This window comes from Allobosea rubneri (assembly GCF_032464875.1).
In the GTDB taxonomy this organism is placed as follows: domain Bacteria; phylum Pseudomonadota; class Alphaproteobacteria; order Rhizobiales; family Beijerinckiaceae; genus Allobosea; species Allobosea rubneri.
In genome coordinates, this window is sequence record NZ_JAWDID010000005.1 from 130,087 (window position 1) to 144,070 (window position 13,984).

Here is a 13,984-nt window from a genome sequence, read left to right on the forward strand (position 1 = left end):
TGGGCCGGCACCGGCCGATACGGACCGGCGCTCGGCGTCAGTTCTTGGTCTCGACGACGCCGCCGCGTACCAGAGTGAGATAGAGTTCGACCCGCTGGCGCAGTCCCGGCGGGGCGTCGGCATCGGTCACGATGGCGTCGAACCAGCGACCGGCATCCTCAAAGAGGTTGCCCTTCAGCGCGGCGATGCCGAGTGCCTCCCTGGCGGAATGGCGCCAGTTGCCGGTCGGCGTCGCAAGCGGCTCGAGCGCGCTCCGCAGTTCGGCATAAGGCACGAGGTCGACACGGAGCAACCCGGCCCGCAGCCGGGCGAGATCGCGATAGTTCGCATCGAGCGAGCCGTCATTGGCGAGCGCATCGAAGGCCGCGGCGCCGGCCGCCGGATCGCGCTTGCCGACTTCGCCGGCGAGGCGGAAGCGGGCGAGCTGGCGGTAACCGGCCGGCGCATTGGCCGAAAGCTCGGACAGGAGCGACTCGGCCTCGCTGCCATTGCCGTCGCGGGCGGCGCGGACCGCGGTTTCGAACTTCGCGCCGACGGCCTCGGCCTTCTGCCGCTCCTGGTGCTGCCAGAACTGCCAACCGGCAACGCCGGCCACCGCGATCACGGCGACGGTGATGAAGACGGTGCTGTACTTGCTCCAGATGGCGGCCGCCTTCTCGCGGCGGACCTCCTCGTCGATCTCGCGGAAAATATCGGACATAACGCCTCGGAATGCTTGCTGCCCTGCCGGGTAGCACTTTCGCCGGCAGATTGCGAGCCGGATCGCTGAATCTCAATTGGGCGAGCTTTCGAAGGCTGCGCCCTTCCTCGCCTCGGCCAGAAGCCAGTCCCTGAACGCGACGGCCTCCGGCCGCTCCAGCACCAGCCGAGGATAGGCGAGCCAATAGCTGTAATCGTTCGGCAGCACGGTCTCGAAGGGCTGGACGAGCCGCCCGGCCTGCAGGGCTGCGGCCGCCAGAGTGAGCCGTCCGAGTGCGATGCCCTGCCCCTCGGCCGCCGCCTGCAGCACCAGACCGGCATCGTCGAAGGCGATGCCGGCCCCGGCATCGACACCCGTAATGCCGGCATGGGCGAGCCAGCGCGCCCAGCCGGAGCGCGGCGTATCGTGCAGCAGCGTCGCGTTTCGCAGATCGGCCGGCTCGCGCAGCGGCAGCGGGCCTGCGGCCAGGTCCGGGCTGCAGACCGGGCTCAGGTTCTCGCGCGCGATCAGGTCCGCCCGCAGCCCTTGCCAACGGCCCAGACCGGAACGAATGGCGAGATCGAAGCCCTCATTCGCGAAGTTCCAGAGCTCCGCCGTTGTCGTCAGCCGGAGATCGATCTGCGGATGCAAAGCCCGAAAGCGGCCGAGACGCGGCACCAGCCAGCACATGGCGAAGGATGGCAGCACGGTCAGGCGCAAGGGCCCGTCCGTGCGCCGGCGCAGGCGCTGCGTCGCCGCGGCCATCCGGTCCAGCGCCTCGGTCAGCTCGGGCAGGTAGGCCGCGCCCTCCGGCGTCAGCGCCAGGGCGTGCCCGCGTCGCGCGAACAACCGCACGCCCAGCCAGTCCTCGAGCTGGCGCACCTGATGGCTGATCGCCGCCTGCGTCACGCAGAGCTCGTTCGCCGCCCGGGTGAAGCTGAGATGACGGGCGCCGGCCTCGAAGGCGCGCAGTGCGCCGAGCGGCGGAAGACGACGCATGCTCGATGATCCCAGCTTATCGAGCGGGTGAGGATAGTTCGCTTTGCCGGCCCCTGGAAGCGAGCTCTATTCGCGCCGCCGGCGTCAGCAAGGTGTTGCCCGGCGCTCCCCGCCAATGTGGATGAGAACGATGATCGCCTGGGATGTCTGGCTGCTGTTCCTGGGGTTCGCTGTTCCGATGGTGTTCAGTCCGGGGCCGGGCAACACCTTGCTGGCGACGGCCGGCGCACGCTTCGGCGTCGGCGGGACCGTGCCATTCTGGACCGGCTTCGAGGCCGCGAACGTCGCTCTATGCTTTCTCTACGGCTTGGGGCTCGGGCGGGCATTGCTGGGCCACCCGGAGTTCGAGTTCGCGCTGAGATGGGGCGGCATCGTCTACCTCGTCTATCTCGGCTGGAGCTTCATCCGCAGCTCGGTACCGGCGGCCGAGCCGGAAGCTGCGAACCCGGCAAGGCTGAGCTTCGCCGACGGTTTCCTGGCGGTCGTGCTCAACTCCAAGATCCATTCGACGATCGCGGTGATGTTCTCGCAGTTTCTTGATCCCGCCGGCTCGACTACGGCCCAGGTGGGGCAGTTCACCCTGGCCTTCCTGCTGGTCGGCATCGCCTGTCACTTCCCCTGGATCTATGGCGGCAAGGTGATTCTCGGGCGCTTCCGTTCGCCAGGCGCACTCCGGGTCCAGGGCATCGTCTTCGGCGCCTGCATGCTGGTGGTGGCCGCCTATCTGGCGCTGTCGTGAGCGCAGCGCGGACCGCGCCAGCTTGACCTGCGACCTGCCGAGGCCCTAGAGCCGGGGCGCGTCGGAGGGGTGGCACCGCGGACCGCGGCAGACCGATCGATCCCCTGCCCGGCGCGAGGGCCATCGGCCCGCCCGACAGCAGGATCAGATTGCCATGAGCGCCAACGCCATCGTCACCGCCGGCGCCGATCTCGCCCAGCCGGTCCGCTTCGGCAACGCCCTGCCGCTCGCCCTGATCGCCGGCCCCTGCCAGATGGAAAGCCGAGAGCATGCGCTGGAAGTCGCGCTGGCGCTGAAGGAAACTTCCGAGAAGCTCGGCATCGGCCTCGTCTTCAAGACCTCCTTCGACAAGGCCAACCGCACCAGCGTCAAGGGCCAGCGCGGCATGGGACTGGAAGCCGCCCTGCCCGTCTTCGCCGAGATTCGCGAGCGCACCGGCCTGCCGGTGCTGACCGACGTGCACGAGGCCGGCCAATGCGCGGCCGTCGCCGAAGTCGTCGACGTCCTGCAGATCCCCGCCTTCCTCTGCCGCCAGACCGACCTGCTCGTCGCGGCCGCTGCGACCGGCAAGATCGTCAACGTCAAGAAGGGCCAGTTCCTGGCGCCCTGGGACATGGTCAACGTCGCCGCCAAGGTCACGGAGAGCGGCAATCCGAACGTGATGCTGACCGAGCGCGGCGCCTCCTTCGGCTACAACACGCTGGTCACCGACATGCGCAGCCTGCCGATCATGTCCGAGATCGGCGCGCCGGTGATCTTCGACGCCACCCATTCTGTGCAGCAGCCCGGCGGCAAGGGCGCCTCGACCGGCGGACAACGCGAATTCGTGCCGGTTCTGGCCCGCGCGGCGGTGGCGGTCGGCGTCGCCGGCGTCTTCATCGAGACCCATCCCGACCCGGACAAGGCGCCGTCCGACGGCCCCAACATGGTGCCGCTGCGCGAATTCCCGGCTCTGATCAGCCAGCTGCAGGAGTTCGACCGCGTCGCCAAGCGCCTCGCGCAGGCCGCGCCAACCCATGGCTGAGGCGGCGCAGCCGCGGCCCGCCCCCGGCTCGCTCAAGGCGCTGATCCTCGTCCTCGGTGCCTGCGGCTTCGCCTCGACTTTCACCATGCGGGTCCTCGATCCGCTGGTTCCGACGCTGGCGAACGAGTTTACGCGCAGCATCCCGCAGGTCGCTACGATCGCGACCACCTTCTCCTTCGCCTATGCCGTCGGCCAGCCCTTCCTCGGGCCGGTGGCGGATTCCTTCGGCAAGCTGCGCACCATTTCGACCTGCCTGCTGCTGCTTGCCACGCTCTCGGCAGCGGCAGCGTTCGCTTGGTCCTTCGATGCCCTGACGATCATGCGCACCGCAGCCGGCATCGTCGCCGGCGGCGTGATTCCCGCAGCGATGGCAGCGATCGGCGATCGGGCCCCGATGGCCGAGCGCCAAGTCCAGCTCGGGCGCTTCCTCGTGCTGATGATCGTCGGCCAGATGGCGGGGGCGGCCTGCTCCGGCCTGATCGCTGCGCATATCGGCTGGCGCGGCGTCTTCCTGGTCGCCGGCGCGCTCGCCGCCATCGCCGGCGTCCTCGTGATGATCGTGCTGAAGCCCCGGCCGGACGCGCAGCGCCCGAAGCTGAGCTTTTCAGGCGCACTGGCGCGCTACGCCACCGTCTTCGCCAACCCGCAGACCAAGGTGCTCTACGGCCTCGTCATCATCGAGGGCGCGCTGGTCTTCGGCATGCCCCCCTATGTCGCGGCGATTCTGCACGAGCGGGCCGGGGTCGGCCCCTCGCAGGCCGGCATCGTCATCGCCGGCACCGGCCTCGGCGGCATCGTCTACGGCATCCTGACACGGGTTTTGGTCGAGCGGCTCGGCCCGGCCCGGATGACCACGGCCGGCGGTGCCCTGATGGCGCTGGCCTACTGCCTGTTCGCACTGCCGATGCTGCCCTGGTGGAGCGCGATCGCGATCTTCACACTGAGCGGCTTCGGCTTCTTCCTGATGCACGGCACCTTCCAGGCGCTGGCAACCGAGCTCGCGCCGAGCGCTCGCGGCTCGGCGGTGGCGCTGTTCGCCTGCGCGCTGTTCTGCGGGCATGCGCTCGGGCCGCTGCTGATGGGCACGGCCCTGCACCTGTTCGGCACCAGCGGCGCGATCCTGTCCTTCGCCGTGGCGGTCGGACTGCTCGGCCTCCTGGTTCCGCGGGCCCTGCGGCTCGGAGGCAGCAGGACCTGAGAACGACCGACCTCCCTCCGGACCTTCGCATGTCGAAAGGCCCGGAAGGACGACGGTTCAGCGCCCGCGATAGGGCGCCACGCCCTGGTCGGGCAGCCACAGGCCCTTGGGCGGCTCGCCGGTCTGGAAGAACACGTCGATCGGGATGCCGCCGCGCGGATACCAGTAGCCGCCGATCCGGAACCACTTCGGCTGCAGCAGGTCGACCAGCGTCTTGCCGATGTTGACGGTGCAGTCCTCGTGGAAGGCGCCGTGGTTGCGGAAGGCGCCGAGATAGAGCTTCAGCGACTTCGACTCGACCAGCCAATCACCCGGCAGATAGTCGATCACCAGGATGCCGAAATCGGGCTGGCCGGTGACCGGGCAGATCGAGGTGAATTCCGGGCAGGTGAAGCGGGCGAGATAGTCCGTGCCGGCATGCGGGTTCGGCACGCGGTCGAGGCGGGCTTCCTCCGGCGATTGCGGCAGGGCGCTCGCCTGGCCGAGCTGCAGGGTCGAGGCATCGAGGGTCATGGTCGCTCCAATCGACATCCATCCCGCATCCCGAGGAACGCTCGAAAGAACGCGCCGCTAGAGATCGGGGATGTTTCAGTGACAGCGCCGGCAAGCGGCGTCCGGTTCTTTTCAAGCGCGGCTTGTATCGCCGACACCCCGCAAACGCCACCGCCCCTTCCCGTCGCCGCTCCTTATGTCTAGAAGCGCGGCATCCATCCGTTCCCGCCTCTTCTCCGGAGCCAGCCATGACCGCGATCATCGACATCATCGGCCGCCAGATCCTCGATTCCCGCGGCAACCCGACGGTCGAGGTCGACGTCATCCTCGAGGACGGCTCGATGGGCCGCGCCGCCGTCCCGTCGGGCGCCTCGACCGGCGCGCATGAGGCGGTCGAGCTGCGCGACGGCGACAAGAGCCGCTATCTCGGCAAGGGCGTGCAGAAGGCGGTCGAGGCCGTCAACATCACCATCGCCGAAGCGCTCGTCGCCATGGACGCCGAGGACCAGGTCGCCATCGACGAGGCGATGATCGATCTCGACGGCACGCCCAACAAGAGCAAGCTCGGCGCCAATGCGATCCTCGGCGTCTCGCTCGCCGTCGCCAAGGCCGCCGCCGACGCCTCCGGCCTGCCGCTCTACCGCTATGTCGGCGGCACCCAGGCCCGCGTCCTGCCCGTGCCGATGATGAACATCGTCAATGGCGGCGCCCATGCCGACAACCCGATCGACTTCCAGGAATTCATGGTGATGCCGATCGGCGCCGCCTCCTTCGCCGAAGGCCTGCGCATGGGCGCGGAGATCTTCCACACGCTGAAGAAGGCGCTGCACGACGCCGGCCACAACACCAATGTCGGCGACGAGGGCGGCTTCGCCCCCAACATCAAGTCGGCGGAAGCGGCGCTCGATTTCGTCATGCAGGCGGTCGAGAAGGCCGGCTACAAGCCGGGCGAGGACATCGCGCTGGCGCTCGACTGCGCCGCGACCGAGTTCTTCAAGGACGGCGCCTATGTCTATGCGGGTGAACGCAAAACCCGCGATCCGAAGGCACAGGCCAAGTACCTCGCCAAGCTCGTCGGCAGCTATCCGATCGTCTCGATCGAGGACGGCATGGCCGAGGATGACTGGGAGGGCTGGAAGGCGCTGACCGATCTCGTCGGCTCCAAGTGCCAGCTCGTCGGCGACGACCTCTTCGTCACCAACGTCACCCGCCTGTCGCAGGGCATCAAGACGAAGACCGCCAACTCGATCCTGGTCAAGGTCAACCAGATCGGCACGCTGACCGAGACCCTTGCCGCCGTCGAGATGGCCCAGCGCGCCGGCTACACCGCGGTGATGTCGCATCGCTCGGGCGAGACCGAGGATTCGACCATCGCCGACCTCTCGGTCGCGACGAATTGCGGGCAGATCAAGACCGGCTCGCTCGCCCGTTCCGACCGGACGGCGAAGTACAACCAGCTCCTGCGCATCGAGGAGGAGCTCGGCGACCAGGCGATCTATGCCGGTCGTTCAGCCCTGAAGGCGCTCGCCTGACGGTTTCTTGTGCGCTGCAGCGCCAGCGGCGCGCACGGCCCATGCGGCAAACCCACTAACGAAGACCATGCTCCGGCGCTAAGCCGGAGCATGCATCAGACCGTGCCCCTTTCGGACGAGCGTTTGCGCCGGCGTCGCAAGCTCGCCTTTGTCGGCATGGCCGTTGCCATGCTGATCTTCGGGGCCAATTTCGTCGTCAGCCGCCATGCGGTGCTGAACGGCCTCTCCTCGCACGACATGCTGGCGCTGCGCTTCGTGACCGCCGGCTTCCTGTTGCTGCCCAGCTTCATGATGGCCGGGGGACTGCGCGATTGCGCCGGGCTCGGCTGGGGGCGCGGCCTCGTCCTGGCGGTGATGAGCGGCTTCCCGATGAGTTTCCTGCTCATGACCGGGCTGACCTACGCCCCGGCGGCGCATGGCGCGGTGATCGGCCCCGGCACCGTCACGGTGATCGGGATCGTCGGCAGCGTCGTCCTGTTCGGCGCGGTACTGACCCGGCAGCTCGTGCTCGGTGTCGCGGCCGTGCTCATCGGCCTCGCCTGCCTCGGCATCGCCGGCACCGCCTATGCCAATCCGGGCATCGTCTTCGGCGATCTCTGCTTCCTCGGGGTCGGACTGATCTGGGGCGGCTACCCCTTGCTGATCCAGCTCTGGCGTGTCGATGCGCTGAAGGCGACCGCGGTCGTGTCCGTGCTGTCGATGGCCTATCTGCCGATCTACTTCGCCTTCTATTTCCGCGGCTTCGACGTGGCGCCCTGGTGGGTGCTGCTGGCGCACGCGATCAATCAGGGCGTGCTCAACGTCATCGTCGGGCTGTGGATCTGGAGCTGGTCGACGCCGGTGCTCGGTCCCTCGGTCGCCGGGCGCTTCCCGCCGATGATCCCCGTCGTCGGCACGCTGCTCGCCATTCCCATGCTCGGCGAAATCCCGAGCGGCCTCCAGATCGGCGGCATCGCCATGATTATCGGCGGATTGTTCATCGCCTCATGGCGGCGCCCGGCGCGCTAGGGCATTCGCCCGGAGCCCGCGCGAGCTCTATCCGTTCGGCCGCTTCCGGCCGACCGAAATGCGCGCCAGCGCCATCAGGCCGAGATTCCACAGGATACAGACCAGCAGGCCGAGGCTCAGCGCCGCCCAGGAACCGAGCGGCACCGCCGTGACATGGACCAGCGCGAGCGCGAAGCCGAAGCCGAGCAGGCCGAGGACACCGTTGGCGATCACCGCTGCGCTGGCCGGCCCGCCGATGCGCGGCTGCAGGATCGCGATCAGGCTCGACAGAACGATCGGAAAGGTCGCCAGAACGCCCGACCAGGCCGGACCGACGCGGGCGCTGATGGTGGTGACCGTTCCCGCCAGCATCGCGACCGCAGCGGCGCGCAAGGGGATCGCATACCATGGCCGCCGCGGCGTGATCGCCGGACGCGCCGCGAGGTACGGGTGAACGATACGGTGCAAGGTCAGGAAGACGATCGGCGTCACCGCCAATGCGACGACGAACGGCCATGCCAGCCTCTGCAGGGCGCTGACGATCAGTAGCCAGGTCAGCAAGGCCGCCGCGAGGCAGATGACCGTGCCGAAGCGCTGCGCAAGCAGGACGTAAACCAGCGACAGCCCGGCATTGGCGAGATTGGAATTCATGCTGCCGAGCACGCTGCCGGCGATGAACGCCGCATCGTGATCGAGCGCCAGGAAGACATAGACCGGCCCGGCCGAGATAGGCAGCGTCGCGATCATCGCCGCGAGCAGCGGCCCCGACCGCTCGGCGAGCAGCGAACAGCTGACGACGATGGCGGCCGCGACCGCCATCTTCATGAGCAGCAGGCCGAGCCAGGGCTCGATCACGCCGGTTCGCCCCGCTCCCAGCCCTGCTTGGTCTCGGCGATGAAATCGTCGAGACGCCCAGCCGCGATCGCGGCGCGCAGCCCCGCCATCAGATCCTGGTAATAGGCGAGGTTGATCCAGGTCAGCAGCATCTTGCCGAGCATTTCCTCGGCCTTGACGAGGTGATGGAGATAGGCGCGCGAATAGGTGTTCGCCGCCGGGCAGCTCGATTGCGGATCGATCGGCCTCGTGTCCTCGGCATGCTTGGCGTTCTTCAGGTTCATTCGGCCGAAGCGGGTGAAGATCTGGCCATGGCGCCCGGCCCGGGTCGGCATCACGCAATCGAACATGTCGACGCCGCGGCGAACCGCCTCGACGATGTCGTCTGGCGTGCCGACGCCCATCAGATAGCGCGGCTTCTCCTGCGGCATGTGCGGCTCGACCGTCTCGATCATCGCCAGCATCACCTCCTGCGGCTCGCCGACCGCTAGCCCGCCGATGGCGTAGCCCTTGAGGTCCATGGCCGCGAGCTCGCGGGCGCTCTCGACGCGCAGAGCGGGCACGTCGCCGCCCTGGACGATCCCGAACAGGGCCCTGCCCGGCTGCGTGCCGAAGGCCGCCTTGCAGCGCTCGGCCCAGCGCAGCGAAAGCCGCATCGCCTTCTCGGCGACCTTGTGCTCGCAAGGCAGGGCGACGCACTCGTCGAGCTGCATCACGATGTCGGAACCGAGCAGGTTCTGGATCTCGACCGAGCGCTCCGGCGTCAGCACGTGCTTGGAGCCGTCGATATGGGACCGGAAGGTCACGCCCTCCTCGGTCAGCTTGCGCAGATTGGCGAGCGACATCACCTGGAACCCGCCGGAATCGGTCAGGATCGGATGCGGCCAGTTCATGAACTTGTGCAGCCCGCCGAGCTTGGCGACGCGCTCCGCACCCGGGCGCAGCATCAGATGGTAGGTGTTGCCGAGCACGACGTCGGCGCCGAGCGCCTTGACCTGCTCCGGATACATGCCCTTGACGGTCGCGGCCGTGCCGACCGGCATGAAGGCGGGGGTGCGGATCACGCCGCGCGGCATCCGGACCTCGCCGGTGCGCGCCGCACCATCGCGGCCGAGCAGATGGAAGCTGAAATCGGTTGTCATTTCGCCGGCCTAGCCCAGCCGGGCCGGCGAAGGAAGTGCAGCCGACGCCGACCGGACGTTCCGGCGCCGCCGAACGGCTTGCCGCGTCAGGCCTTGGTGGCGAAAGCCGCCGCGTAGGCGTCCGGCTTGAAGCCGAGCAGGCGACGTTCGCCGAGATCGAGCACCGGGCGCTTGATCATGGTCGGCTGTGCCAGCATCAGAGCAACTGCCTTCCCGGCATCGAGCCCCTGCTTCTCCGCCTCGGGCAGGGCCCGGAAGGTGGTGCTGGCCTTATTGAGCACCTTTTCCCAGCCGAGCTCGCGGCACCAGGCCTCGAGGCTCGTCTTGTCGATGCCGGAGACACGATAATCGTGGAAGGCGTAGGGGACCTTGTTCGCGTCGAGCCAGCTCCAGGCCTTCTTCATCGTGTCGCAGTTCTTGATGCCGTAGAGCGTAACCATCGTCGCGCCTGTCCTCGATTGCTGTCGGCGCGGGGTTGGCATGGCGGCCATACGAGATCAAGCGGGCGCGCTACAGGGTATCGGCATGCCAGGCGCGCTGATCGGGCCGAATAGCGCGGACAAGCAGCCGTCTCTCGCGTTCCGTCATCCGATCGGCAACGATGGCATGTATCGGGCGGGCGGAGAATCGCATGGACGCGTCATGATCGATCAGCTGCAACAGGCCGCGAAGCGCGACGACGAGCTCGATATTCCGTTCCGCTCCTGGAAGAACCATCCGGCTGCCGGGGTGGATTTCCCCGACCTCTCCATCGCAACCAGCGATGCGGCCCGGACGCGCCCCATCGTCGATGCGCTCGCGTCGCGGATACCGGCCGATGTCGAGGTGCTCGCCGGCATCGACATCGGTGGGCTCGGCCTCGCCGGAGCGCTGGCCTATCGCAACGGCCTCGGCTTCATCGACATCCGCAAGGTCGATTCGCTGCGCAACGAGGTGATGCGCAGCATCATCGCGAACTACGAACTCGGCGAAGGTGTCGTGATCTCGAAAGGCGCCGGGCTGGCGGGCCGCCATGTCGCGATCGTCGACGACTGCCTGATCTCGGGCGGTACGGCGCTAGCGACGGCGCGGCTGATCCGCCGGCTCGGCGGCCGTTGCGACACGGCGCTCTTCGTCTTCGAGATCGAGGGCATGAGCGGCCGCGAGCGCCTCGCCCAAGGCGGCATCCGGGCGGAAGTGCTGCGCACCGTCCCGCGCACGGCGCCGGAGGCAGCGGAGAGCGCCTGAAGAACGCGGGCACGCTTACCCGCCGCCCAGCGGCCAGCGCGCCAGATGGCGATGCCGTTTTTCGCCATTGACGCTCTGGATCAGCACGAAGTCGTGCACCGTCCAGCGCAGCGGCCGAATTCCGGTCTCCAGCACGATCTGCTCGTCATAGAGCATGGTCAGATGCGGATTGAACTGGCTCTTCGCCTGGAGTTCACAGGCTGCCATCGCGCGCCTGAGTCCGGCCTGAAGCCAGCCCAGCGCCGGCAAGCCCTCGCTGTTGGCGAGGACGAGAGGCCGTTTGCGCGCGCCCTGGCTGAAACTCACCGCATGGTCGAAGCCGACATCGAATGGCTGGCAACGAACCTGGTCGCCGATGGCCTGCAGCTTGGACAGCACCTCGTCCGGCGCCGGACCGGGCCCTCCGACACCGCAGAGCGAGATATGGTAGCGGCCGGTACCGATGATCGAACCGCGGAGATCGTGCAATCGCCGGAAACCGTCGGCGATGCGGTCGATCTCCCTGCCCGCCTCGGCGGTCGGCACGATCGCGAAGAAATAGTTATTGATAGGCTGGTGGCGGGAATACCCGCCCGGTTCGACCATGAACATGCGCCTCTCCTCGGATGCGCCCCCACGATGAATTAGAACATATAGAGAACAAAAGAACAAGAACCTGGCGCCGGCAGGCGAATTTTCAGCAAGGCGAGCGCGCCCGCCTTGCTGCCGGCATCAGGCCGAGGTGCTTGAACTCAGGCCGGCGGCCAGCCTGAGCCAGGGCGCCAGATGGAAGACGCTCATCAGCAGGTACATCGCGGCCATGCCGTTCATCGGCGCGGCGCCCGGCATGGCGGCGCAAGGCAGCGTCGGCGCGCCGTTCTCGAAGACCAGGGTGAGCAGGCCCATGGCAGCGAAGGTCGGCGCAGCGGCCAAGGCCAGCCAGTCCGCCGCGCGGAGAGATGCGACACCGGCGAAATCGGGACGGCTCGCCATGGCCGCCTCAGCTCTGGCCGTATTCGTCATGACGACGCCACCAAGGGCCGTTCGCCTCGTTGCGGCCCTTGGGAGCCCGGTCGAGCCAGGGATACATGCTCCAGATGCCGTCGACGCCGCGCGCATAGGTCGAATAGGTGTGATAGACGACGCCATCCTCGATGATGAAGGCGCTCACTCCCGGCCGCTCGCGAGTATAGCTCGCCACATCGGTGCCAGTCGTGGCGGCGAAGCGCTCAGTGACCGAGGCGCTGTCGCCCTCCAGACGCGAACGCCATACGAAGGCCGGCTCGCGCTGGAAGTTGTACTCGATCGAGCCGTCGCGCTGCTGCTGCTCGGTGAAGGAGACGTTGAAGTCGAAATTGAAGGCGCCGTCCGAGCACGAGGCCCAGGGGAAGCGCCAGCCCATGCGCTCACGGTAGGCGAGGAGCCTGGCCAGCGGCGCCCGCGACACCGCCGTCAGCGTCACGTCGTGGTTGGCGAGATGCACCGTGATGCCGTTGAAGCCGTCGGCGATCGCCGAGCAGGACGGGCAGCCCGCCTTGTAATCGGGCCCGAACATGAAGTGGTAGACAAGGAGCTGCGAGCGCCCGCGGAACAGATCGGCCAGCGAGGCCGTGCCCTCCTCGGTCTCGAAGCGGAACGCCTTGTCGATACGGACCCAGGGTAGTTGCTGGCGCTGCCGGGCGAGCTCGTCGCTGAGCCGCGTCAGCTCCTTTTCCTTCTCGAGCAGCGCAATGCGGGCTGCGAGCCATTCGTCGCGGGAACCGGTCTGATGCATCGTCATCGGTCTCGTCTCCTGTCGTCGCCTGTCCACCGCCGCGGGTTTTCGTGGCGGTGCGGCGTCGCCTTGTTGGTAGTCGCCGGCCGTGAGACGGTGGGAGTGACAAGTTTGGCGGGATCTGAATGGACTCGATGATCACGGCCGCGGCGCGTGCGCTGGCGGCGGGCGATCTGCTCGGAGTGCTGAACCGCGTCGCGCTGCGCGAAGACCCTCCGGCACTGGCCCTGCGCGGCATCGCCATGGCCCGGCTCGGCGACTTTGCCCGCGCCAAAGCCTTGCTGCAGAAGGCGGCGCGCGGCTTCGGCCCGAGGGAAGCGGTGGCCCGCGCAAGGTGCATTGTCGCCGAGGCCGAGATCGCCCTGGTCTCGCGCGATCTCGGCTGGCCTGCCAAGAGCCTCGAAGCGGCGCGGGCGACGCTGGAGCGGCGCGGCGACCGGCTGAACGCCGCCCATGCCCGGCATCTTTCGGTGCGGCGCCTCGTGCTGATCGGCCGGCTCGACGAGGCGGAGCAGACGCTCGCCGAAATCGACCCGTCCCCCTTGCCGCCGGCCCTGCGGGCGGCGCACGAACTCGTCATCGCCGGCATCGCGATCAGGCGGCTGCGGACGCAGGTCGCCCGCACGGCCCTGGCGCAGGCCGCGCGCGCCGCGCGTCACTCCGGCATCGAGGCGCTGGTCGCCGAGGTCGAAAGCGCGACGGCTCTGCTGCGCGCCCCGGCTGCGCGCCTGATCGCGCGCGGCGGGGCCAGGCTGCTCCTGCTGGAGGAGGTCGAGAGACTTCCCGCAACGGGCGCGCTGATCATCGACGCCTGCCGGAACAGCGTGCGGACCGCCGATGCGATAGTTGCGCTCGCCACCCGGCCGGTGCTGTTCGCGCTCGCGCGCGCCCTTGCGGAAGCCTGGCCCGGCGACGTCTCCCGCAACGCACTGGTCGCGCGGGCGTTCCGGGCGAAGGAGGCCGATGAATCGCATCGCGCCCGGCTGCGGGTCGAGATCGGGCGGTTGCGCGCCGCGCTTCGGGGGCTCGCCGAGATCAGCGCCACCGCCGACGGTTTCGCCCTCCTGCCGCATCGCGCCTCCGGCATCGTGGTTCTGGCGCCGCCGGTCGAGGAACGGCATGCGACACTCCTGGCCCTGCTCGCGGATGGCGAGGCGTGGTCGAGCTCGGGGCTCGCGCTCGCGCTCGGGACGAGCTCGCGCAGCGTGCAGCGCGCCCTCGACGCCCTCGCCTCGGCAGGCCGGGTCCAATCCTTCGGCCGCGGGCCGGCGCGCCGCTGGGTGACGCCGCCAGTGCCCGGCTTCCCGACAGTCTTGTTACTCCCGGCCCCGCCGCCGGGCAGCTAGAAGGGATTACGACAACCAGATCCGCAAGCCCC

General features: G+C 68.5%; 16 protein-coding genes. 7 read left to right on the forward strand and 9 right to left on the reverse strand.

Annotated elements, in window-relative coordinates; genetic code table 11:
* Window positions 1–37: 37 nt before the first annotated feature.
* Together RKE40_RS05510 and gcvA are read right to left on the reverse strand one after the other, a co-directional pair.
* Entirely contained in the window at window positions 38–700 is a 663-nt protein-coding gene (locus RKE40_RS05510) for a tetratricopeptide repeat protein (RefSeq protein WP_316017233.1), read from the reverse strand.
* 72 nt (window positions 701–772) lie between these two features.
* Window positions 773–1,678 (reverse strand): transcriptional regulator GcvA, encoded by a 906-nt coding sequence (gene gcvA, locus RKE40_RS05515; protein ID WP_316017234.1) that lies wholly within the window; start codon window positions 1,676–1,678, stop codon window positions 773–775.
* Window positions 1,679–1,808: 130 nt separating this feature from the next.
* Between gcvA and RKE40_RS05520 the strand changes: the two genes are divergently transcribed.
* The 3 genes from RKE40_RS05520 (at window position 1,809) to RKE40_RS05530 (ending at window position 4,639) form a co-directional block, all read left to right on the forward strand.
* Window positions 1,809–2,417, forward strand: a complete 609-nt coding sequence (locus RKE40_RS05520; RefSeq protein WP_316017235.1) for a LysE family translocator — start codon at window positions 1,809–1,811, stop codon at window positions 2,415–2,417.
* A 154-nt stretch (window positions 2,418–2,571) separates the two neighbouring features.
* Window positions 2,572–3,441 (forward strand): 3-deoxy-8-phosphooctulonate synthase, encoded by an 870-nt coding sequence (gene kdsA / locus RKE40_RS05525; RefSeq protein ID WP_316017236.1) that lies wholly within the window; start codon window positions 2,572–2,574, stop codon window positions 3,439–3,441.
* Entirely contained in the window at window positions 3,434–4,639 is a 1,206-nt protein-coding gene (locus RKE40_RS05530) for an MFS transporter (protein ID WP_316017237.1), read from the forward strand. Before kdsA ends, RKE40_RS05530 begins: the two co-directional genes overlap by 8 nt.
* A 57-nt stretch (window positions 4,640–4,696) precedes the next feature.
* Here RKE40_RS05530 and queF read toward each other — a convergent pair whose 3' ends face one another.
* On the reverse strand, window positions 4,697–5,152 hold the full coding sequence (gene queF, locus RKE40_RS05535) for a preQ(1) synthase (protein WP_316017238.1): 456 nt from the start codon (window positions 5,150–5,152) through the stop codon (window positions 4,697–4,699).
* 227 nt (window positions 5,153–5,379) lie between these two features.
* Between queF and eno the strand changes: the two genes are divergently transcribed.
* Together eno and RKE40_RS05545 are read left to right on the forward strand one after the other, a co-directional pair.
* Entirely contained in the window at window positions 5,380–6,663 is a 1,284-nt protein-coding gene (eno, locus tag RKE40_RS05540) for a phosphopyruvate hydratase (RefSeq protein ID WP_316017239.1), read from the forward strand.
* A gap of 90 nt (window positions 6,664–6,753) precedes the next feature.
* Window positions 6,754–7,671, forward strand: coding sequence for a DMT family transporter (locus RKE40_RS05545; RefSeq protein ID WP_316017240.1), 918 nt, complete (start codon window positions 6,754–6,756; stop codon window positions 7,669–7,671).
* A gap of 27 nt (window positions 7,672–7,698) precedes the next feature.
* On the opposite strand, the gene RKE40_RS05550 is transcribed toward RKE40_RS05545, so the two are convergent.
* From RKE40_RS05550 to RKE40_RS05560, 3 genes are all read right to left on the reverse strand, one after another.
* Window positions 7,699–8,505 (reverse strand): hypothetical protein, encoded by an 807-nt coding sequence (locus RKE40_RS05550; RefSeq protein WP_316017241.1) that lies wholly within the window; start codon window positions 8,503–8,505, stop codon window positions 7,699–7,701.
* Window positions 8,502–9,626: a tRNA guanosine(34) transglycosylase Tgt gene (tgt, locus tag RKE40_RS05555; protein WP_316017242.1), complete on the reverse strand. Its 1,125-nt coding sequence runs from the start codon at window positions 9,624–9,626 to the stop codon at window positions 8,502–8,504. The genes RKE40_RS05550 and tgt overlap by 4 nt, the downstream gene beginning before the upstream one ends.
* Window positions 9,627–9,712: 86 nt before the next feature.
* Window positions 9,713–10,066, reverse strand: coding sequence for an ArsC family reductase (locus RKE40_RS05560; RefSeq protein WP_316017243.1), 354 nt, complete (start codon window positions 10,064–10,066; stop codon window positions 9,713–9,715).
* Between the two features lie 202 nt (window positions 10,067–10,268).
* On the opposite strand from RKE40_RS05560, the gene RKE40_RS05565 reads away from it, so the two are divergent.
* Window positions 10,269–10,853, forward strand: coding sequence for a phosphoribosyltransferase family protein (locus RKE40_RS05565; protein ID WP_316017244.1), 585 nt, complete (start codon window positions 10,269–10,271; stop codon window positions 10,851–10,853).
* Window positions 10,854–10,868: 15 nt separating this feature from the next.
* On the opposite strand, the gene RKE40_RS05570 is transcribed toward RKE40_RS05565, so the two are convergent.
* The 3 genes from RKE40_RS05570 to RKE40_RS05580 form a co-directional block, all read right to left on the reverse strand.
* Entirely contained in the window at window positions 10,869–11,444 is a 576-nt protein-coding gene (locus RKE40_RS05570) for a 2'-5' RNA ligase family protein (RefSeq protein ID WP_316017245.1), read from the reverse strand.
* 120 nt (window positions 11,445–11,564) lie between these two features.
* Window positions 11,565–11,825: a hypothetical protein gene (locus RKE40_RS05575; RefSeq protein WP_316017246.1), complete on the reverse strand. Its 261-nt coding sequence runs from the start codon at window positions 11,823–11,825 to the stop codon at window positions 11,565–11,567.
* A 7-nt stretch (window positions 11,826–11,832) separates the two neighbouring features.
* Window positions 11,833–12,612 (reverse strand): DUF899 domain-containing protein, encoded by a 780-nt coding sequence (locus tag RKE40_RS05580; RefSeq protein ID WP_316017247.1) that lies wholly within the window; start codon window positions 12,610–12,612, stop codon window positions 11,833–11,835.
* 119 nt (window positions 12,613–12,731) lie between these two features.
* Between RKE40_RS05580 and RKE40_RS05585 the strand changes: the two genes are divergently transcribed.
* Entirely contained in the window at window positions 12,732–13,952 is a 1,221-nt protein-coding gene (locus tag RKE40_RS05585; protein WP_316017248.1) for a helix-turn-helix domain-containing protein, read from the forward strand.
* Window positions 13,953–13,984 lie beyond the last annotated feature (32 nt).

Bases quoted from the DNA above. Each gene is read 5' to 3' on its own strand.
- RKE40_RS05510 (WP_316017233.1), bottom strand. From the start codon at position 700: ATGTCCGATATTTTCCGCGAGATCGACGAGGAGGTCCGCCGCGAGAAG.
- gcvA (WP_316017234.1), bottom strand. From the start codon at position 1,678: ATGCGTCGTCTTCCGCCGCTCGGCGCACTGCGCGCCTTCGAGGCCGGC.
- RKE40_RS05520 (WP_316017235.1), top strand. From the start codon at position 1,809: ATGATCGCCTGGGATGTCTGGCTGCTGTTCCTGGGGTTCGCTGTTCCG.
- kdsA (WP_316017236.1), top strand. From the start codon at position 2,572: ATGAGCGCCAACGCCATCGTCACCGCCGGCGCCGATCTCGCCCAGCCG.
- RKE40_RS05530 (WP_316017237.1), top strand. From the start codon at position 3,434: ATGGCTGAGGCGGCGCAGCCGCGGCCCGCCCCCGGCTCGCTCAAGGCG.
- queF (WP_316017238.1), bottom strand. From the start codon at position 5,152: ATGACCCTCGATGCCTCGACCCTGCAGCTCGGCCAGGCGAGCGCCCTG.
- eno (WP_316017239.1), top strand. From the start codon at position 5,380: ATGACCGCGATCATCGACATCATCGGCCGCCAGATCCTCGATTCCCGC.
- RKE40_RS05545 (WP_316017240.1), top strand. From the start codon at position 6,754: ATGCATCAGACCGTGCCCCTTTCGGACGAGCGTTTGCGCCGGCGTCGC.
- tgt (WP_316017242.1), bottom strand. From the start codon at position 9,626: ATGACAACCGATTTCAGCTTCCATCTGCTCGGCCGCGATGGTGCGGCG.
- RKE40_RS05560 (WP_316017243.1), bottom strand. From the start codon at position 10,066: ATGGTTACGCTCTACGGCATCAAGAACTGCGACACGATGAAGAAGGCC.
- RKE40_RS05565 (WP_316017244.1), top strand. From the start codon at position 10,269: ATGATCGATCAGCTGCAACAGGCCGCGAAGCGCGACGACGAGCTCGAT.
- RKE40_RS05570 (WP_316017245.1), bottom strand. From the start codon at position 11,444: ATGTTCATGGTCGAACCGGGCGGGTATTCCCGCCACCAGCCTATCAAT.
- RKE40_RS05575 (WP_316017246.1), bottom strand. From the start codon at position 11,825: ATGGCGAGCCGTCCCGATTTCGCCGGTGTCGCATCTCTCCGCGCGGCG.
- RKE40_RS05580 (WP_316017247.1), bottom strand. From the start codon at position 12,612: ATGACGATGCATCAGACCGGTTCCCGCGACGAATGGCTCGCAGCCCGC.
- RKE40_RS05585 (WP_316017248.1), top strand. From the start codon at position 12,732: ATGGACTCGATGATCACGGCCGCGGCGCGTGCGCTGGCGGCGGGCGAT.